Consider the following 19,756-nt stretch of genomic DNA (forward strand, 5'->3'; position numbering starts at 1 on the left):
CTACTCCCGCTTGGTCCCGAAGACGATCTCATCCCAGCTGGGCACTGTTGACCGCTTCGGCTTGGCCGGCTGCCTCTCCGGCTGGTCCGAATCGGCGCTGTAGTGGTCGCCGGACCCGGACTCGTCGGGGCCGGCCGCATAGGCTGCCCGGCGGGGGCTTCCGCCGCCCAGCAGTTCGTCCAGGCCCACGCTCGGACCGGCCTGCCCGGATTCCACGGGCGGTTCAGCCGGGGCACCCGGCGGAAGCGGACGAGCCGGGGACGCCACAATGGTGACTTCCCGTGTGTCGGTACTGACGCCGTCGTGCAGTTTCAGGTTGTCGTGATCGTCATCATGTCCGCGGTGCGGCGGAATCATGCTCAGGCGGGACAGCATGGACGGCCGGCCGTCTCGCTTGCGTGTGTGGGGATCCAGGGCGGCAGCCGGGGCCGCGTTGTCCGATTCGGTGCCGTCACCGGCAGCCGGGTCCCGGGTGTCCCGTGCAGCGTCCTCCACCGGAGTGTGTGGACGTTCGGCTACAACCTCAGACGGGCGGGGATGCGCGGCGGGGACACCATGGGTCAGCAGCAGCGCCAAGGCATCGTCCGCATCCTCGTCCACACCCAGGCGCTGGCCACGGCGGGAGCGCAGCATGTCCAGGAGCCCATCGGATTCCTTGGCGGCCTGGAGAACGGGCTGCGGGCCGGTGGCATTGCGGGCCGCCGCTTCGGCATCGGCTTCGAAGTCAAAAGGCCGGTCCGAGACGGCCGTCAGCCTGCGGGCGGGGACAGGACCGTCCAACGGTTCCAGTTCGCTGAGCTGCTGGGCCCACCGGTTGGCGTTCTGCAGGGCCCTGCGGGCGGGGCTAAACGTCCAGAGTGCCGGGGGTTCCTCGCCGATGCCTGCCGTGCCCGTTTTCTTGGGCTCAAAGCTGGCCGCGACAGTCCAGCTGCCGTCCTGCCGCCGCCACGAGTCCCACTGCACCGTGGACGGTTCAATCCCGTGGGCTGCGAGGCGGTGGTTGACCATGTCATTCAGCGTGGCAGGGTTCTCACCAAAGACGGAGCGGTACGTGTCATGACCCGGCGAGGGCGATGCCACTTCAACCTTCCGCGCCTGCTGGGCCACGTACTCCCGTTCGGCCTGGACCGGACCCTCGTACCTCTCCACCTTGGCGAGCGGAAGCCCCGAAAGCTCTGCCACCTCCGCAGCGGTGGCACCGCTGCGGATCCGCGCCTGGATGTCCCGCGGGGACATGGCAATGGGCGCAGCCGTGCTTACGGCTTTCGCCGTCGACCGGCTGGCCGCCCGCAGTGCTTCATCGATCGGCAGCTGGAACATCTCGCCGCCGGCACCGCTCAACAGGAGATGCACTCCGTCGTCGTGCACGCCTACAAGCCGTAGATCCTGCATACAAATCCTCCACCCTGGCATTACTATCAATCGAAACTCTGCCACTCGCGGGCGGTGTTTTGGGTGAGGAGCGAGGGCGCGCCGCGATATTCCGGGACTTTGTGCGCCGGGGCACAAACCGGAGCCGCGCTGCGTTATGAAGGTGAAGCCCGCCGACGCGAAAGGAACGGGGTTGAGCGGAGATGGCCACCGACTACGATGCGCCACGCAAATCTGAAGAAGACCTCAACGAGGATTCCCTGGAGGAACTGAAGTCCCGGCGGACAGACAAACCGACGGCAGTAGTGGAAGAGGACGAAACCGACCTCGCCGCAGGCTACGAGCTTCCCGGAGCCGACCTCTCCGGCGAGGAACTGCTGGTCACGGTGATCCCGCCGCAGCCCGACGAATTCACCTGCGCGTCATGCTTCCTGGTCCGTCACCGCTCACAGATCGCCAGGGAAAAGGACGGCCACTTCTACTGCAGGGAATGTGAAAGCTGACCCCGCTGCGTCCCGGACGATACTGCGTGCAGACAATTCAGTTCAGTTACTTACCGGTCAGGGCGGCAGCAAGTTCCTCGGGCCGCCGGGTAGAGGTCAGCCAGTACGGAGTCCGGTCGGACGGGTCGGTAATCTCGATCCGCACCACGGGGTCGATCCAGCCCCGGATGCACAGGTAGGCAAGGCCGTTGAGCCTGGTCCCGCGCTGGGCCGTGGCTTCCTTCTCACGAAAGGTTTCCACTGCGCCGATAAAGCGGCGTTCGATGGTGGCCCGGCCCACGGTCAGGGTATCCCCGGTAACCACGATGCTCGGGGTGGAGACCACCAGCAGGACGGAGATGATGACGAACAGCACTCCAGCGGCTGTATAGCCCGCTGCCCAGGTGATGGGCGCGAAGACAAGGATGCCCGCACTCGAGACGCCCGCCGCGATGATCCACATCCAGACGTTTGGCCACAGCCTTTCCTGGAAGATTGCCGGGGTGCCGGCGGAAGGGGTGTTGGGGACAGGTGCGGCGGAACTGGATTCGGGCATGCCATCAGCTTTCCATCTTTGGGCGGCTAATTCATCTTGGCCGTCCCGGCAACGGATTCGTATCCCGGCGCCCCTGCCCGGTCCCTCTAAGCCGTGCCCGCGCCCGGCTGCCTTCCGTTGTCTAGGCCGCAGCTGCGGCGGGGCGTTAGAGTGAGTGACTGTGACTGACGAACTTGCCACCTTGAAGACCGTTCCTGACACTGCGCCCACCGGTGCTGTACCGGTGGCCTACGGTGCCCCCACGCTGCAGGTGCAGCTGAAAATGCTCGACGCCGGACTCGAGGCGCCGTCCTACGCGCACCCCGGTGACGCGGGAGCCGACCTCCGTGCAAGGGAGGATGTGGTGCTGCAGCCGGGGGAGCGGAAGCTGGTGCCCACGGGCGTCTCCATCGCCCTCCCGGACGGCTTTGTTGCCCTGATCCACCCGCGTTCAGGGCTGGCCACAAAACACGGATTAACCATCGTCAACGCCCCGGGGACGGTGGACGCCGGATACCGCGGCGAAATTTCCGTCACCCTGTTGAATACTGATTCGCGGGACGCCGTCGAGCTGCGGCGCGGCGATAGAATTGCACAGATGGTGATCCAGCGCGTGGAGTACGCGCAGTTTGTCCCTGTCAACGATTTGAGTGAATCGGTCCGGGGTGCCGGCGGATTCGGTTCCACCGGCGGCTTCACGCCGGGCAACGCCTGACACTAGCCACGAGGTGGCAGCCCGGGACTGTCTGACTGCGGCAGCGAAGATTTTGGCGGGACCCAGCGGCCGGCCGGGCACTTTCACAACTAAGGAGACAACCCCATGGTTTTTGGGCTCGGCAGGAAATCCAAGAAGGACCAGGCCGGCGAGCCGGAAGAGTCCTCGGCGGCAGCGGAATCAGAGGACACGGCCGGGAAGGGTTCCCAGGACACCGGCCGGCGGGCCAACGGCCCCTTTGATGTTTCCGAAGTCTCCAGCCGCGACGGCTACGTGGACCTCGGAGCGCTGCTCATTGCCCCGAGTGAGGGGCTTCAGCTCCGGCTGGAGGTGGAGGAAGCCACGCAGCGGGTGGTTGCTGTGACCATGGACCTGAACGGCTCCAGCCTTCAGTTGCAGGCGTTCGCCGCACCCAAGACCGAGGGGCTCTGGGACGAAATCCGCGAGCAGATCGGCCAGTCCGTGGGAAGCCAGGGCGGCCAGGTCGAAGAGGTGCAGGGTGCCTTCGGAACCGAACTCGTGGCGAAGCTCCCCGCCGGCGCCCCGGACGGAAGCCAGGGCTACCGGGTGGCACGGTTCATCGGCGTTGACGGACCCCGGTGGTTCCTGCGCGGCGTCCTGGGCGGAGAAGCCGCGATGGAGCGTGAGGCCGCCGCTCCGCTGGAGGACTTGTTCCGCCGGATCGTGGTGATCCGCGGCGACAGCCCCATGCCTCCGCGCGACCTGCTGCAGTTGCGGCTGCCCAAGGACGCCAGCGCTGCTCCGCCTCCCGGGGCCTCCGAATTCAAGGAACCTGAGGTCAGGGAGCCCGAATTCAAGGGGCCCGAGCGCGGCCCGGAAATCACCCAGATTGGCTGATTCCGGGCAACGCCCCCCGGGCCCGCACGGTCATGGGGTGCCGGTCAGCCAGCTCCCGGAAAGGGGCCGGGTGATGTGCCACGGGTACGTTGAATCGGTAACCTATGTGCCCGCGGACCAGAATCCGGCGTTCACCGCCATCCTCTCCGACGCTGAAGTCCTGCACCCCGGCGCCGGACCGGTACCTGGCAGGAACGCGCGCCTGCGGGTGGTGTGGCTGGGGCGCCGCAAAGTGCCGGGGATCGATGCCGGCACGGAAGTCAGCGTCAACGGCATGCTGACCCAAAGCCATGGACTGCCCACCATGTTCAATCCGCGCTACGAAATACTTTCCCGCCAGGAGCACGAATGACCTCGCCCCAGCTGCCCGAACCGCACTCCGGATCGGGCCATCGCTCTCCGGAACCATCCGGACCGCAGCCCGCCAGCCCCGAACCGTCCCCCGGGGAACCCTCTCCGATGGCGGGCCTCGCGGCGGACTACGCGGCCAAAGCCGGCCTGCACCGCACGCACGACGGCCGGATTGATGTCCTCAAGACCGCCGGCGGGGTCCAGGGCATCGCGGAGAGCATCGTGCCGGGCCTGTTGTTCCTGGTGGCCTTCACAATCACCCGGGACCTCACGCTGGCCCTGGTCGCAGCGCTGGCATCGGCCGCCGCGTTTACGGTGGCCCGGCTCATCCAGCGGCGCCCGCTGACCCAGGCGCTTGCCGGCGTTGTGGGCGTGGGCATTTCAGCCTGGCTCGCAAACACCACCGGGAAAGCGGAAGATTTCTATCTTCCGGGCTTCTTCACCAACGCCGCCTACATTGTGGCGATGGTCATCTCCATCGCCATCAAATGGCCGGTGGCGGGACTCTTGTTCGGTTTCATCCGCAATGAAGGCCTTGACTGGCGCAAGAACCCGGCACGGCTCAAGGCCTACCGCCTGGGCACCTGGGTCATCGTGGCGGTCCTGGTCCTGCGGCTGGTGGTCCAGGTACCCCTTTACCTGATGGGCGAGGACGGACTGGCTGCACTCGCCACCACCCGGCTGATCATGGCTGCCCCGCTGTACATCCTGGGCGTCTGGGTCGCGTGGCTGATCACCCGGCCGGCGCCGGCCGGGGCTGACCCTGGCGCTCAGCCGTCGAAGCCGTCGTCTTCCGGAGCCTGAACCTCGGCGGGCTGAACACCTTCGGGCCCGGCCGCATCGTCAGCCGTGGCCGATTCCGCGGACAGCAGCGCCCGCAGCTCATCTTCTGCGGCGATGGTGGTGACGAAGAACAGTTCGTCGCCGCCGTCAATCACGTCGTCGCGGCTGGGAGTGATCGGGGCATGGTCCCGGAGGATCGCCACCAGCGTTGAATCCTCGGGCCACCGGATATCTCCAACGGTCAGGCCAATGACATGGGAATCGTGCGGGACCGTGAACTCCACCAGCGAGGAAACGCCGGTCTGAAGCGTCAGGAGCCTGACCAGGTCACCGATCTCCACTGCCTCTTCCACCAGCGCAGTCATCAGCTGGGGGGTGTTCACCGCCACGTCCACCCCCCAGGAATCGTTGAACATCCAGTCGTTCTTGGGGTTGTTGACCCGGCCCACAGTGCGGCCCACGCCGAATTCTGTCTTGGCCAGGAGTGAGACGACGAGGTTCACCTTGTCATCCCCGGTGGCTGAAACCACGACGTCGGCTTCCTCCACTTTTGCCCCCTGCAGGGTGCTGAGCTCGCAGGCATCGCCCACCAGCCAGTGCGCGCCGCGCAGCCCGCTGCGTCCGATGACCTCAGGCTTGAGGTCGATCAGCAGGATGTCGTGTTTGTGGGCCAGCAGTTCCCTGGCGATGGATGAACCGACGCTGCCAGCGCCAACAATCACTACTTTCACTACGACTCCTTGGCGGGTGCTTTGGCCAGGACCTGGGCCACCTGGGAACTGCGGTCTACCGGAACCATGGCGTGCACGGTGTCGCCGTCCTGGTACGACGTGCCGGCCTCGGGGAGCATCCCCTCGCCGAACCGGGTCAGGTAGGCGACCCGGATGGCTGCGACTTTCTCGATTTCGCTGACCCTGTGGCCGATCCAGCCGGCGTCGAGGTCCACCTCGGTGAGCACCAGCCGGCCGGAAGGCTCGCGGAAATCGCCCGCGAGGTGCTGTTCGGGAAGGATGCGGCGCAGCACCTGGTCGGCGCTCCAACGCACGGCGGCCACCGTGGGGATGCCCAGCCGCTGGTAGATCTCTGCCCGGCCCGGATCATAGATTCTGGCTACAACGTGGGGAACATGGAACGTCTCGCGAGCCACGCGGGTTGCCAGGATGTTTGAGTTGTCTCCGCTGGACACGGCCGCGAAGGCGTAGGCGTCAGCCACGCCGGCCTGCTGGAGGGTGTCCCGGTCAAAGCCCACACCCGTGACTTTGCGTCCGGTGAAGCCTTGGCGGAGCCGGCGGAACGCCCGGTCGTCCTGGTCGATGATCGCGACGGAATGGCCCGCGTCCTCCAGCGTGTGTGCCAGAGTTGCCCCCACCCGGCCACATCCCATGATCACGAAATGCGCCACCGTGTTTCCTTACCTTCCGTCGCCCGTTGCTGCTGCTAGAACTCTACCGGCAGGCCGCCTGCCGCAGCCGCCTGGCCGCCGTCATGACACGGGCCGCGAATCAGACTAGCTTTGTGGAGTGCTGACAATACTGAATGCCGTTAAACGGGTGCTGGTGGGCAGGCCCTTCAGGAATGACAGGCTCGCCCACACGCTGTTGCCCAAACGGATAGCACTTCCGGTGTTCGCCTCAGACGCGCTGTCATCGGTGGCCTACGCCCCGGATGAAATCCTGCTGACGCTGGCCCTCGCCGGCATCAGCGCCGTAGCCTTCTCGCCCTGGGTGGGCCTGGCTGTCATGGTGGTGCTCCTGACAGTGGTGGCGTCCTACCGGCAGAACGTGCACGCGTATCCCTCCGGGGGCGGCGACTACGAGATCGCCAACGAAAACCTCGGCAAGTTTTCCGGGCTGACAGTTGCCTCGGCCCTGTTGGTGGACTACGTCCTGACCGTGGCGGTCTCGATGTCTTCGGCGGCCACTTACCTCACCACGGCCATACCCGCCCTCCATGGGCAACAGGCGCTCATCGCCACCATCGGCGTGGTCATCCTCGCCTTGGTCAACCTGCGGGGGGTCAAGGAAGCCGGGACCCTTTTCGCGGTCCCCACCTACATCTTTATGGCCTCCATCCTGGGCATGACGGCCGTGGGCATTTTCCAGGCGGTAACAGGCCAGTTGGGCCAGGCGCCGTCCGCGGCCTTCACGATTGTTCCGGCGCCCGGCTTCGACGAAGGGCTGGTGGGCCTGGCGGGGGCCTTCCTGCTGCTGCGGGCCTTTTCCTCGGGCGCCGCCGCCCTGACCGGTGTTGAAGCCATCAGCAACGGCGTGCCCAACTTCAAGGTACCTAAGAGCAAAAACGCGGCCACCACCCTGTTGCTTCTAGGCACGATCGGCGCCGCCATGCTGGCTGGAATCATGTTCCTGGCCAACGCCACCAAGGTCCATATTGTGCTGGACCCGGCCACGGAATTCCTCCTGAACGGGCTGCCGCTGCCCGAAGAATATATCCAGACCCCGGCGATCAGCCAGATCGCGCAAACCATCTTCGGACCCGGCTCCATACTGTTCTACGTTGTGGTGGCCGCGACGGGCGTGATTCTGGTGTTCGCAGCGAACACCGCGTTCAACGGCTTTCCCGTGCTCGGTTCCATCCTGGCCCAGGACGGCTACCTTCCCCGCCAGCTGCGGACCAGGGGTGACCGCCTGGCGTTCAGCAACGGCGTCCTGGCCCTGGCCGGCGGAGCGCTGGTGCTGATCATTTCGTTCAACGCCGATGTCACCAAACTGATCCAGCTCTACATCGTGGGCGTCTTTATCTCGTTTACGCTCAGCCAGTTGGGCATGGTCAGGCACTGGGGGAGGCACCTCAAGCTTGCCAAGGACAAGACCGTCCGACGCCGAATGGTCAAGTCCCGCACCATCAACAGCATCGGCTTCGGCATGACAGCCCTGGTGCTGGTGATCGTCCTGATCACCAAATTCACCCAGGGGGCCTGGCTTGCGCTGCTCGCGATGGTGGTGCTGTTCCTGATCATGTGGAGTATCCGGGCGCACTACGACAACGTGGCAAAGGAACTGGCCGTGGACGAGGATTCCTCCCCGCGGGCCCTGCCGTCCCGGGTCCACGCGGTACTCTTGGTTTCCCACGTGCGGAAGCCCGTGCTGCGTGCCTTGGCGTATGCCCGGGCGTCACGGCCGTCGCGGCTTGATGCCATTACGGTGGACATCAACGCCGAAGAGACAGCGCAGACAGTTGCCGACTGGGACAAGCTCGACATCCCCGTGCCGCTCACGGTCCTTGCCAGCCCATACCGGGAAACCATCACCCCGATCATGGAGTACGTCAAAAACATGCGGCGCGATTCGCCCCGCGACCTCGTCGTCGTCTACATCCCCGAGTACGTAGTGGGCAAATGGTGGGAACAACTGGTTCACAACCAGACGGCGCTGCGCATCAAGACCCGGCTGCACTTCGAACCTGGCGTGATGGTGGCCAGTGTCCCGTGGCAGCTTAAATCATCCGAAGAAGCAAAGAACCTGCAGGATATTCAATGAACCCCCAGTCCCAGTCCACGTCCCGGACAGCCCCCGCACAGGAAGCCGCCGTCGAGCTGGTGCTCGACGTCGGACCCATAGCCCACGGCGGCCACTGCGTAGCCCGCCACGAGGGCAGGGTGATCTTTGTCCGCCACGGGATTCCCGGCGAAAAAGTCCGCGCCCGCCTGACCGATGCGGGGGAGTCAGCGAAATTCTGGCGGGCAGACGTGGTGGAGGTCCTGGCCGCATCCCCGGACCGGGTGGAACCCTTCTGGCGCCCGGCCGACTCCCTCCGTTCCTGGCAGCACGGACACCCGCCGGTAGGCGGTGCCGAGTTCGGGCACATCGCCCTGCCCAGCCAGCGCGAACTTAAGTCCGCGGTACTGGCTGAACAGCTCAAGCGGCTCGCCGGCGTCGACCGTCTGCCCGATGGCCGGGACACACTCAACCTGGTGGAGGCAGTGGGGGCGCATGTTCCGGGCGCGGATCCCGCGTCCGGCACGGATGCGGCGTACGACGCCGGCACGGGCCTCGGGTGGCGGACGCGCGCGAGTTTCTCGGTCACCCCCGGCGGAAAACTCGGCATGCACGCCCACCGGTCGGACCAGATCATCCCTGTCCGGGAAATGCCGCTCGCAACGGAGCGCATCAATGGGCTGCGGCTCTGGGATATCGACCTGCAGGGCATCGAACGTGTTGAGGTGGCAGCGCCGTCAAACGGTTCCCGCCCCCTGGTACTGCTTGCACCTGCTCCCGGAACAAAGCCCAAACGGCTCAGTGCCATCGCGGCGCAGCTCCCGGACGACGTCTCGGTGGCCACTTTGGATCCCCTCAGCGGGGACGTCACGCCGTTGCGTGGCCGGACCTGGGTCCAGGAGTCTGCAGCAGGCCATGACTACCGGGTCACCGGCGCAGGTTTCTGGCAGATCCACCGCGACGCGCCCGGGACGCTTGTGAGGGCGGTCACATCCTTCCTTCACGAGGGCGGATTCCTGGCAGCCGGTTCCGTGGTTGCCGACCTGTACGCCGGAGCCGGGCTGTTCACGGCACCGCTGGCTGACGCGGTGGGCGAAACCGGGTCCGTTCTTTCCGTCGAAGGCGCGCCCGGGACCAGCCGGGACGCCCGGAAGAACCTGCATGAGGCGCCTCAGGTGGAGATCGTCCAGGGGCGGGTTGAGCGCATTCTCCGCCAGAAACCGCGGAATTTCGACGCCGTTATCCTGGATCCTCCGCGGGCGGGAGCGGGGAAGGCCGTGGTCAGCCAGCTGGTTGCCGCCGGTCCCCGGGCCGTTGCTTACGTATCCTGTGATCCGGCATCCTTTGCCAGGGATGTGGGGTACTTCCAGCAGGCAGGGTGGGCGCTGGCGGGCCTGCGCGCCTTTGACCTCTATCCGCATACCCACCACATGGAGACTGTCGCACTGCTGACGCCGGCCCGGTGATGCTACTAGGATGGCGGTAGTAATCCCACGTCGCGCACCGTATTAACGGCTGAGTATTCATGGCTGACCTCCTGCAACATATCTGGCCAGCACTAATTAGGCCTGCCTAACTAGCAAGCCGTCTACCGCGCGACAAAGATGAAACTGTTGCGAGAGGAGTCCTGCGATGAGCACAGTGGACAGCTTCGGTTCAAAAGGCAAACTTAATGTAGCCGGAACCGAATACGAAATTTTCCGGTTGAACTCCGTTGAAGGTGCAGAAAACCTTCCGTTCAGCCTCAAGGTATTGCTTGAAAACCTGTTGAGGACCGAGGACGGCGCGAACATCACTGCCGATCACGTGCGTGCCTTGGCTGGCTGGGATCCCAATGCCCAGCCCGATACAGAAATCCAGTTCACGCCTGCCCGCGTGATCATGCAGGACTTCACCGGCGTCCCCTGCGTGGTGGACCTGGCGACCATGCGTGAAGCGGTCAAGGAACTCGGCGGTGACCCCAAGCGGGTCAACCCGCTGGCTCCTGCGGAAATGGTCATCGACCACTCCGTCCAGATCGACGCTTTCGGTAACTCCGGCGCACTGGAGCGCAACATGGAGATCGAATACCAGCGGAACGGTGAGCGTTACCAGTTCCTGCGCTGGGGCCAGACGGCATTCGATGACTTCAAGGTGGTTCCCCCGGGAACCGGCATTGTGCACCAGGTCAACATCGAATACCTGGCGCGCACGGTGATGACCCGCGAAATTGACGGCGTAGTCCGGGCCTACCCCGACACCTGCGTTGGCACCGACTCGCACACCACCATGGTCAACGGCCTGGGTGTCCTCGGCTGGGGCGTTGGCGGCATCGAAGCCGAAGCGGCCATGCTGGGACAGCCCGTCTCCATGCTCATCCCGCGCGTTGTCGGCTTCAAGCTGACCGGGTCCATCCCGGCCGGCGCCACTGCCACCGACGTTGTGCTGACCATCACCGAGCAGCTCCGCAAGCACGGTGTCGTGGGCAAGTTCGTGGAATTCTACGGCGAAGGTGTTGCAGCGGTGCCGCTGGCCAACCGCGCCACCATCGGCAACATGAGCCCGGAATTCGGTTCCACGGCCGCAATGTTCCCGATCGACGACGTCACATTGGATTACCTGCGCCTCACCGGCCGCTCGGACGAAAATGTGGCACTCGTGGAGTCCTACGCCAAGGAACAGGGCCTCTGGCACGATCCGTCGCGTGAGATCAAGTTCTCCGAGTACCTTGAACTGGACCTCTCCACGGTTGTTCCGTCCATCTCCGGCCCCAAGCGTCCGCAGGACCGCATTGAGCTGACGGATGCCAAGGAGCAGTTCCGCAAGGACATCCACAACTACGTCGCCATCGAAGACGGCAGCGTGGACGAGTCCCTGGACGAGTCGTTCCCGGCCTCGGATGCCCCGTCCTTCACGCACGCCGACTCGCACACCACCGAGACCAGCCGTGTTGTGTCCGCAGCGAACGGCGCCAACGGGCGTCCGAGCAGCCCGGTGCACATCAAGACCGAAGACGGCCGCGAGTTCGAACTGGACCACGGAGCGGTGTCCATCGCCTCCATCACGTCCTGCACCAACACGTCCAACCCGTCTGTGATGCTGGCAGCCGCGCTGCTGGCGCGCAACGCCGTGGACAAGGGCCTCATGTCAAAGCCGTGGGTCAAGACCTCCGTGGCTCCCGGTTCCAAGGTAGTCACCGACTACTACGAGAAGTCCGGCCTGACCCCCTACCTGGAGAAGCTCGGCTTCTACATTGTGGGCTACGGCTGCGCAACCTGCATCGGCAATTCCGGCCCGCTGGACGCTGAAATCTCCGAGGCCATCCAGGCCAACGACCTTTCCGTCACCGCAGTGCTCTCCGGTAACCGCAACTTCGAAGGCCGGATCAACCCGGACGTGAAGATGAACTACCTGGCCTCCCCGCCGCTGGTCATCGCTTACGCCCTGGCCGGTACCATGGACTTCGACTTCGACACCGATTCCCTCGGCAAGGACGAAGCAGGCAACGACGTCTTCCTGAAAGACATCTGGCCCAACCCGGTTGAGGTCCAGCAGGTCATCGATTCCTCGATCGACAAGGACATGTTCGCCCGCGGCTACGAGGGTGTCTTCGATGGCGACGCACGCTGGAAGGCGCTTGACACGCCCGCCGGTGACACCTTCGCCTGGGATCCGAACTCCACCTACGTCCGGAAGCCCCCGTACTTCGAGGGCATGAAGGCGCAGCCCGAGCCCGTCCGGAACATCACCGGCGCACGCGTGCTGCTCAAGCTGGGCGATTCGGTCACCACGGACCACATCTCCCCGGCCGGTTCCTTCAAGTCGGACACCCCTGCCGGTCAGTACCTGCTGGCCAACGGTGTGGAGCGCAAGGACTTCAACTCCTACGGCTCACGCCGTGGCAACCACGAAGTCATGATCCGCGGCACGTTCGCGAACATCCGTATCAAGAACCAGCTGCTGGACGGCGTCGAAGGTGGCTTCACCCGCGACTTCAGCCAGGCTGACGGCCCGCAGGCTTATGTCTACGACGCCGCGCAGAACTACCAGGCAGCCGGCACTCCGCTGGTGGTCCTGGCAGGCAAGGAATACGGGTCCGGATCCTCCCGTGACTGGGCTGCGAAGGGCACGGCGCTTCTGGGCGTCAAGGCCGTCGTTGCTGAAAGCTACGAGCGCATCCACCGTTCCAACCTGATCGGCATGGGCGTCCTGCCGCTGCAGTACCCGGCCGGCGAGTCCGCAGCCACCCTGGGCCTGACCGGCACGGAAACCTTCGCGGTTGAGGGCGTCACCGCCCTGAACGAAGGCACCACGCCCAAGACCCTCAAGGTCACCGCCACCGCAGAAGACGGTTCGGCCAAGTCCTTCGATGCAGTACTCCGCATCGATACCCCGGGCGAAGCCGACTACTACCGCAACGGCGGCATCCTGCAGTACGTCCTGCGCCAGATCTCCGCAAACTAGCGGAGAGCTGAACTACGCAGCACCCTTCCGAAGCCCCGGCCGGTCACCGACCAGCCGGGGCTTCGGCTTTGCATTTCACCCAAGGCGTTAGAGTTAACAGGCACGTCTACCACCCGAAGGAGGGGTCATTTGGGAATCTTGGACACCATCCGGAATCCGCAGGACCTGAATGGGCTGTCCCAGGGACAGCTCGAAGAACTGGCTGATGAGGTCAGGAGTTTCCTGATCACGAATGTCTCCCAGACGGGTGGGCACCTTGGCCCCAATCTCGGTGTTGTGGAACTGACGCTTGCAGTGCACCGCATCTTCGATTCGCCGCGGGACAGCATCGTCTTCGACACGGGCCACCAGTCCTACGTGCACAAGCTTTTGACGGGCAGGCAGGATTTCAGCACGCTGCGCCAGCAGGGCGGGATGTCCGGTTACCCGTCCCGCGCCGAGTCCGAGCACGACGTCGTGGAAAGCTCACACGCGTCCTCATCATTGTCCTGGGCTGACGGCATTTCCCGCGCCCGCCAGCTCACCGCGGAAGGCGACCGCTATGTCGTCGCCGTTGTAGGCGACGGCGCCCTGACCGGCGGCATGGCCTGGGAAGCCATCAACAACATCGCAGCTGACAAACGCCGCCGTGTGGTCATTGTTGTTAATGACAACGGCCGTTCCTATGCGCCCACCGTGGGCGGTTTCGCGGACTACCTTGCTTCTCTTCGTCCCACCATTGACTCGTTCCGTGCCGCCCCGGCCTACGAGGGCACCCTGGACTGGTGGAAGAAGAAACTCCAGAACGGCGGCCCGGTAGGCCAGTTCACCTACAAGAGCCTGCATGCCATGAAAAAGGGCATCAAGGACTGGTGGGCGCCGCAGGGGATGTTCGAGGGCCTCGGCATGAAGTACATCGGCCCCGTTGACGGCCACAACCTCCAGGCCATGGAGCACGCGCTTTCCACGGCCCGTAACTTTGCCGGGCCTGTGATTGTCCATGCAATGACCGAAAAGGGGCATGGCTACGCCCCCGCCCGGGCACATGAAGCCGACCAGTTCCATGCCGTAGGGATCATCGACCCCGAAACCGGTGAACCCACCGGAGCGTCAGGGGCCCAGTCCTGGACGTCCGTCTTTGCCGACGAGATCGCTGCCATCTCCGATGAACGTGCCGACATTGTGGGCATCACGGGTGCCATGCTGATCCCCGTGGGCCTGCACAAGTTCGCTGCCAAGCACCCGGACCGCGTCATCGACGTCGGTATTGCCGAGCAGCACGCCCTGACCTCGGCTGCGGGCATGGCCTTCGGCGGCCTCCACCCGGTGGTGGCCGTCTATGCCACCTTCCTCAACCGTGCCTTTGACCAGTTGCTGATGGACGTGGCCCTGCACAAGGCCGGCGTGACCATCGTCCTGGACCGCGCCGGCGTGACCGGGCCTGACGGCGCAAGCCACCACGGCATGTGGGACATGGCCATGGTGCAGATTGTCCCCGGGCTGCACCTCGCTGCTCCGCGTGACGCCTCCCGGCTCCGCGAAGAACTCCGCGAGGCCGTGGCCATCAGCGACGCCCCCACCGTGGTGCGGTTCTCCAAAGGCACCGTCGGCGCCGAAGTGGAGGCCATCGAACGGCTCAGCGACGGTGTGGACGTCCTGGCGCGCCGTCCCGCCGGTTCCACCGAAAACGATGTCCTGATCGTCAGCGTCGGGGCAATGTCGGAACTCGCTTTGGACGTCTCCAACCGGCTCGGCGCCCAGGGCATCAGCACCACGGTGGTTGATCCGCGCTGGGTCCTGCCTGTGCGGCGTTCCATCATCGCCTTGGCTTCCCACCACAGGCTTGTTATCTGTATCGAGGACGGCGTGAGGGCCGGCGGCGTCGGATCGCGGATCCGGCAGGAGATGCGCGCAGCCGGCGTCGACACCGCACTGAACGAAGTGGGGCTGCCGGCCGAGTTCCTGGATCACGGTACCCGCAGCCAGGTCATGGAACGTGTGGGGCTGACTGCACAGCAGATAACGCACGACGTCGTCGCCCAGGTTTTGGGGACAAAAGTCCCCTTCGCGCGTCCCCTGCCCGGCCAGGAACACCCCACCACCGGCAGTCTTCCGATTCTGTGAGGGAAGAAGACGCACTGAAGTTTCCGGGCGCCGTCGGGGAGGCCGGCCCGGAACGGCACACCAGTACCACCCGTGTTCCCGCCGGCCTGCAGCCGGGACAGCTGGTGGTGGCGCGGAACCGGAAATGGAACGGCAAAGCCCACTGGGTGGTCCCGGGCCGCTATATCGGTGAAGACCGGCACGGCTGGTGGATCTTCCAGGGGACCAATGAGTTCTGTTCGCGCCCCGGAGCCGCGTTCTACACCCGGTCCGACGCCGTGCTGCTGGTACCGCGCTCGGGGGACTGGGTTGCCACCTTCTACGATTCAGACCACCCCAACGGTGTGCGGGTCTACGTTGACCTGGCTGTCGCCCACGAGTGGACGGAAATCCGGCCGGCGGTCACCGAGTTCCATGTGATCGACATGGACCTGGACGTGATCCGGATGGCCGGGCGCGACGTCTTCATCGACGACCAGGATGAGTTCGCGGAACACAGGATCGCCATGAATTACCCGGACCTGCTGGTGGATGACATCCAGGCAGCCGCGGATGAGCTTTATCACGCCGTCAAGGCACAGCAGGCACCGTTCGACGGCACCGATGTCGGATGGTTCACGAAGGGACGGTCATGAGCGGAATTATCAGGGTTTACAAACGGGACGACGAGGGAGTGCTGCACTTCCGCGAGGGCTGGTTCGATGAGGACTACAGCCAGTTCGTGATGAACTACGGCGTGGTGGGGCACCAGAGCAAAACCGAAGAGACCGACGTGGCTGACGCCGCTGCTGTTGAGGGCCTCATGGACGCCTTTGCTGTCCAGTGCGCCGAGGACGGCTACGCCGAAATCCCCGATGAAGAGCAGTTCTGGGTGGTGGCCCAGTTCGCCCTCAAAACCAGGGAAGGAACCGAGAGGGACCGCTACCTTGAGGAAAAGGCGAAGGATGCGATCATCAGCCACCTTGCCTGGCGCGGGCTGGGTACCGTGGAACGCTCAGAGTTCAGTGACTACAAGCTGAACATCTTTTGCCTCTGCCCCGACGTGAACAAGGCTGTCAATGCCATCAAGGTCTGCAGCCGTGGCGAGGACCTGGACTTCACCAAGCTCAGCATCGGCGCCGCGCCGTTCAACGAACCGGACAACTTCAAGCTCAAGCACTCGGCCAAACCAGCCAACAGCTTCAGCGTCTAGGAGATTCTGTGACTGAATACCGCCGCCTCGGTAAATCCGGGCTGACCGTCTCCGTCGTGGGCCTTGGCTGCAACAACCTGGGCCGCGCCAATACGGTGACCGAGTCGCAGGAGGGGACAGACGCCGTCGTCCACGCCGCCCTCGACGCCGGCGTGACGCTGTTCGATGTTGCCGACAACTACGGCAAGGAACCAGGCCTCAGTGAAACGATGCTCGGCAAGGCCCTCGGGAGCCGCCGCGACGACGTGGTGGTAGCCACCAAGTTCGGTATGAACATGCGCGGCGCCAACGGGCCCGATTTCGGTGCCAGGGGGTCCCGCCGCTACATCGTCCGGGCAGCCGAGGCCTCGCTGCGCCGGCTCGGCACCGACTGGATCGACCTGTACCAGTTCCATACACCGGACCCGCTGACGCCCATCGAGGAAACCCTGTCGGCGCTTGACGACCTCGTCACCAGCGGCAAAGTCCGCTATATCGGGCACTCAAACCGCGCCGGCTGGCAGATCGCCGAAGCAGAGTTTGTAGCCCGTGCCGCGGGCGGCACGCGTTTCATTTCCACCCAGAACCACTACAACCTCCTGGACCGGCGGGCCGAGCTCGAAGTCACCCCGGCCGCGGAAGCCTACGGCCTGGGCGTCCTGCCGTACTTCCCCCTGGCCAACGGGCTTCTGACCGGCAAATATTCGCCGGACACGGCACCCGAGGGCTCCCGGCTCAGCCACACCCGGACCCACATGGTGCACGACGCCGACTGGGACCAGCTGGGGCGGTTCAGCGCGTTCGCGGCCGAGCGCCAGCTGTCCGAAATCCAGGTGGCTTTCTCCTGGCTCGCGGCACAGCCTTCGGTGGGCAGCGTGATCGCCGGGGCCACGAAGCCAGGGCAGATCCGCCAGAACGCAGAGGCCGTCGCCTGGGTGCCCTCGCCTGCCGAGCTGGACGAGCTCGACGGGATCTTCCCGGCGGTCCCCAAAGTCGCACTCTTCTAGGGGGACTGACCATGACCAGGCTCCTGCTGGACGTTGACACCGGGATCGATGACGCCGTGGCGCTGGCTTACCTGGCCTCGCTGCCGGACGTGGAGTTCGTGGCGGTCACGGCCTCGCCCGGGAACGTGGACGCGCACCAGGTGGCACGCAACACCTTGGCCGTCCTGGAGCTGTGCGGGCGCACGGGTGTGGAGGTCGCCGTCGGCGCGGAAGCTCCGCTCGCCATCCCGCTGGTGACCACGCCCGAAACCCATGGACCACAGGGAATAGGCCACGCCGAACTGCCGCCGCCGGCCGGGACGGTGTCAGCGCGCCACGCCGCCGACCTGTGGGTGGAAGCGGCGCGTGCCAACCCGGGGGAGCTCACAGCCCTGATCACGGCACCGCTGACGAACTTCGCACTGGCCATCCGCCGGGAACCGCGGCTGCCCGCACTGCTGGGCAAGGTGGTGATCATGGGCGGCAGTTTCTACCACCAGGGCAACACCACGCCCACCGCCGAGTGGAATACGCACGTGGATCCGCACGCGGCGAAGGAGGTCTACGCGGCCTACCGGGGCATGCCGGCGGACCGGCTGCCTATTGTGTGTTCCCTGGACACCACGGAACGGATCGAGCTGCGGCCCGAGCACGTGCTGCGGCTGGCGGAGGCTGCCGGCTGTGCGGAGCGGGAGCTCGTCCTGCCAAAACAGCCTGAAGGGCTGCGGAGCACCGCGGACAGTCCGCTGGTGCGGCACTTGTCCGATGCGCTGCGCTTCTATTTCGAGTTCCACCGGCTCCACGGCCAGGGCTACCTGGCGCACATCCACGACTATTTCGCCGCCGGCGTGGCGGCAGGGACGCTCGACTACGCAACCCGCCTGGCCACCGTGGACGTTGAAGTGGACTCGCCCTTGCTGATGGGGACCACCGTGGCCGACTACCGGAACCTGTGGAAGCACCCGCCCACCGCGCGGATTGTCGCGGACAACAACCCGGAGCAGGCCTTCCAGGAACTGATCCGGTCCATCGGCGGCCTCGCGGCACGGCTGCGCTGAACCGTCCCTTCCCGGCGGGGCGCCTACAGCGGCGCGCTCTCAGGCACGTCCACGTCCAGGGCGAGCAGGGCGTTTTCCACCACCTCCGTCAATGCCGGGTGAATCCAGTAGGGTCCCCGCGCGAGCGTGGCCACAGGGGTGGACAGGGCGATCGCCTGGACCAGCGGCTGGATGAGGATGGACGCCTCGTGGCCCACAATATGGGCCCCCAGCAGCCGGCCTGTGGATTTTTCCGCGATCAGTTTGACGATTCCCTCAGAGTCCTCCATGGCCCAGCCGTACGCCGTGCTCCCGTATTCCTGGACCGCAACCACGATGTCCGTGGCGTCCGCGGCATCCTTCCGGGCTTCGTCTTCCGTCAGTCCGACGGCGGCCACCTGCGGATTGCTGAACACCGCAAACGGAACGCCCGTGTAATCGATGCTCCGCGGCCGGTCCGGGTTTTCGAGGTTGTGGGCCACCACCCGCGCTTCCCGGTTGGCGACATGCTTGAGCTGAAAGCGGTTGGCAATATCGCCCAGTGCGTAGACGCCTTCCAGCGGCTCGCCGTTGGACAGAATCCTCAGCCGTGCGTCGACTGAGAGCGTCTTGTCAGCCTCCAGGTCGAACCCTGCGGCATCGGCACCCAGCCGGTCGGTGTTGGGCACGCGACCGGTGGCCAGAAGCACAATGTCCGTTTCGAGGCGCAGCTGCTTGCCGTCGCCGTCGTCGAACACCGCGGTGACCCTGCCCTCCCCGGTGTCCTCCACGACCTGCAGGAAAAAACCAAGCTCAAGCTTCCAGCGGCGGGCGGCTGCCTCGGCGAAGTGCCGCGCGATGTCCTCGTCGTTGCCACGGAGGAGGCGCCCTGACCGGTTGACCTGGACCACTTCGGACCCGAAGCCGTGGAAGATGGCTGCGAATTCCGCGGCGATGTAACCGCCGCCAACCACCACAACCTGGCTGGGCGGGCCGTCGATGCGCATCACGGTGTCCGAGGTATGGACCTGGGGGAGATCCATGCCGGGGACATCAGGTTTCACCGCGCGGGACCCGGCGGCCACCACCACCTGGTCTGCGGTGATGTCGGTTCCGGATTCGGTTGTCATCGTTCGGGGCCCGGTGAAGCGGACGAATTCCTCGTAAAGGTCCACGTTGTCCAGCTCCTCGGCCCGGTAGCGCCGGCCGCTCTCGGAGATGGCGTCGATACGGCCGAAGATCCGGTCGCGGATTGCATTCCAACGCACTGTGTCCCGGGTCAGCTCCACGCCCAGGCGCGACGCTTCGGCGGGGACAGCGGCCAGGCCCGCGGGGTAGGCGAACATTTTTGTGGGGATGCAGCCGACGTTCACGCAGGTGCCGCCGAATACGCCGCCGTCGATGAGGGCCACCCGCTTGCCGTCCCAAAACGGAGTGATCAGCGAGTTTCCGGATCCTGAACCGAGGATGGCGAGATCGTAATGGGGCATCGGTGGGCCTTTCGGAAG

At 65.3% G+C, this 19,756-nt stretch carries 19 protein-coding genes; 13 read left to right on the top strand and 6 right to left on the bottom strand.

All coding sequences use genetic code 11. The features are described 5' to 3' along the window. Positions 1–1,392 carry a septation protein SepH gene (gene sepH, locus IDT60_RS07855; protein ID WP_191081484.1) on the bottom strand — a complete coding sequence of 464 codons (1,392 nt, stop codon included), beginning with the start codon at positions 1,390–1,392 and terminating at the stop codon, positions 1–3. A gap of 182 nt (positions 1,393–1,574) precedes the next feature. Here sepH and IDT60_RS07860 point away from each other — a divergent pair, with 182 nt between their 5' ends. Next, a complete protein-coding gene (locus tag IDT60_RS07860; RefSeq protein ID WP_164200749.1) occupies positions 1,575–1,874 on the top strand; it encodes a DUF4193 domain-containing protein in 300 nt (99 codons plus the stop codon). 46 nt (positions 1,875–1,920) lie between these two features. Here IDT60_RS07860 and IDT60_RS07865 read toward each other — a convergent pair whose 3' ends face one another. Then, positions 1,921–2,409: a DUF3093 domain-containing protein gene (locus IDT60_RS07865; RefSeq protein ID WP_164200747.1), complete on the bottom strand. Its 489-nt coding sequence runs from the start codon at positions 2,407–2,409 to the stop codon at positions 1,921–1,923. A 160-nt stretch (positions 2,410–2,569) separates the two neighbouring features. On the opposite strand from IDT60_RS07865, the gene dut reads away from it, so the two are divergent. The 4 genes from dut to IDT60_RS07885 all read left to right on the top strand — a co-directional run bounded on the left by dut (position 2,570) and on the right by IDT60_RS07885 (position 5,116). After that, a complete protein-coding gene (gene dut / locus IDT60_RS07870; RefSeq protein WP_191081485.1) occupies positions 2,570–3,103 on the top strand; it encodes a dUTP diphosphatase in 534 nt (177 codons plus the stop codon). A 105-nt stretch (positions 3,104–3,208) separates the two neighbouring features. Continuing rightward, positions 3,209–3,961 (top strand): DUF3710 domain-containing protein, encoded by a 753-nt coding sequence (locus IDT60_RS07875; RefSeq protein ID WP_164200743.1) that lies wholly within the window; start codon positions 3,209–3,211, stop codon positions 3,959–3,961. Between the two features lie 73 nt (positions 3,962–4,034). After that, positions 4,035–4,313, top strand: a complete 279-nt coding sequence (locus IDT60_RS07880; protein WP_223883923.1) for a hypothetical protein — start codon at positions 4,035–4,037, stop codon at positions 4,311–4,313. Beyond that, on the top strand, positions 4,310–5,116 hold the full coding sequence (locus IDT60_RS07885) for a DUF3159 domain-containing protein (protein WP_191081487.1): 807 nt from the start codon (positions 4,310–4,312) through the stop codon (positions 5,114–5,116). Before IDT60_RS07880 ends, IDT60_RS07885 begins: the two co-directional genes overlap by 4 nt. Here the strand turns inward: IDT60_RS07885 and IDT60_RS07890 are convergent. Both IDT60_RS07890 and IDT60_RS07895 read right to left on the bottom strand, forming a co-directional pair. Beyond that, positions 5,083–5,826: a TrkA family potassium uptake protein gene (locus tag IDT60_RS07890; protein WP_191081488.1), complete on the bottom strand. Its 744-nt coding sequence runs from the start codon at positions 5,824–5,826 to the stop codon at positions 5,083–5,085. The two genes, IDT60_RS07885 and IDT60_RS07890, sit on opposite strands and share 34 nt — an antisense overlap. Further along, positions 5,826–6,497: a TrkA family potassium uptake protein gene (locus tag IDT60_RS07895; protein ID WP_164200735.1), complete on the bottom strand. Its 672-nt coding sequence runs from the start codon at positions 6,495–6,497 to the stop codon at positions 5,826–5,828. Before IDT60_RS07895 ends, IDT60_RS07890 begins: the two co-directional genes overlap by 1 nt. A 118-nt stretch (positions 6,498–6,615) precedes the next feature. Between IDT60_RS07895 and IDT60_RS07900 the strand changes: the two genes are divergently transcribed. Continuing rightward, a complete protein-coding gene (locus tag IDT60_RS07900; protein ID WP_191081489.1) occupies positions 6,616–8,592 on the top strand; it encodes an APC family permease in 1,977 nt (658 codons plus the stop codon). Between the two features lie 630 nt (positions 8,593–9,222). Here the strand turns inward: IDT60_RS07900 and IDT60_RS23525 are convergent. Next, positions 9,223–9,321 (bottom strand): hypothetical protein, encoded by a 99-nt coding sequence (locus IDT60_RS23525; protein ID WP_370590739.1) that lies wholly within the window; start codon positions 9,319–9,321, stop codon positions 9,223–9,225. A gap of 404 nt (positions 9,322–9,725) precedes the next feature. Here IDT60_RS23525 and IDT60_RS23530 point away from each other — a divergent pair, with 404 nt between their 5' ends. From IDT60_RS23530 to IDT60_RS07935, 7 genes are all read left to right on the top strand, one after another. Further along, the gene (locus IDT60_RS23530) at positions 9,726–10,016 is read left to right on the top strand and encodes a hypothetical protein (RefSeq protein ID WP_370590740.1); all 291 of its coding nucleotides are present in this window, start codon (positions 9,726–9,728) and stop codon (positions 10,014–10,016) included. Positions 10,017–10,182: 166 nt separating this feature from the next. Next, entirely contained in the window at positions 10,183–12,993 is a 2,811-nt protein-coding gene (gene acnA / locus IDT60_RS07910; protein ID WP_191081491.1) for an aconitate hydratase AcnA, read from the top strand. A 129-nt stretch (positions 12,994–13,122) separates the two neighbouring features. Next, entirely contained in the window at positions 13,123–15,096 is a 1,974-nt protein-coding gene (gene dxs / locus IDT60_RS07915) for a 1-deoxy-D-xylulose-5-phosphate synthase (protein ID WP_191081492.1), read from the top strand. Beyond that, complete coding sequence (locus tag IDT60_RS07920; RefSeq protein ID WP_164200725.1) at positions 15,093–15,710, top strand: DUF402 domain-containing protein; 618 nt, start codon at positions 15,093–15,095, stop codon at positions 15,708–15,710. Before dxs ends, IDT60_RS07920 begins: the two co-directional genes overlap by 4 nt. Then, positions 15,707–16,267, top strand: a complete 561-nt coding sequence (locus IDT60_RS07925) for a hypothetical protein (RefSeq protein ID WP_191081493.1) — start codon at positions 15,707–15,709, stop codon at positions 16,265–16,267. Before IDT60_RS07920 ends, IDT60_RS07925 begins: the two co-directional genes overlap by 4 nt. An 8-nt stretch (positions 16,268–16,275) precedes the next feature. Then, the gene (locus IDT60_RS07930) at positions 16,276–17,253 is read left to right on the top strand and encodes an aldo/keto reductase (RefSeq protein WP_191081494.1); all 978 of its coding nucleotides are present in this window, start codon (positions 16,276–16,278) and stop codon (positions 17,251–17,253) included. Between the two features lie 11 nt (positions 17,254–17,264). Continuing rightward, a complete protein-coding gene (locus IDT60_RS07935) occupies positions 17,265–18,290 on the top strand; it encodes a nucleoside hydrolase (protein ID WP_191081495.1) in 1,026 nt (341 codons plus the stop codon). A gap of 23 nt (positions 18,291–18,313) precedes the next feature. On the opposite strand, the gene IDT60_RS07940 is transcribed toward IDT60_RS07935, so the two are convergent. Continuing rightward, the gene (locus tag IDT60_RS07940) at positions 18,314–19,738 is read right to left on the bottom strand and encodes a mycothione reductase (protein WP_191081496.1); all 1,425 of its coding nucleotides are present in this window, start codon (positions 19,736–19,738) and stop codon (positions 18,314–18,316) included. Positions 19,739–19,756 lie beyond the last annotated feature (18 nt).

This window comes from Pseudarthrobacter sp. BIM B-2242 (genome assembly GCF_014764445.1).
GTDB lineage: Bacteria > Actinomycetota > Actinomycetes > Actinomycetales > Micrococcaceae > Arthrobacter > Arthrobacter luteus_A.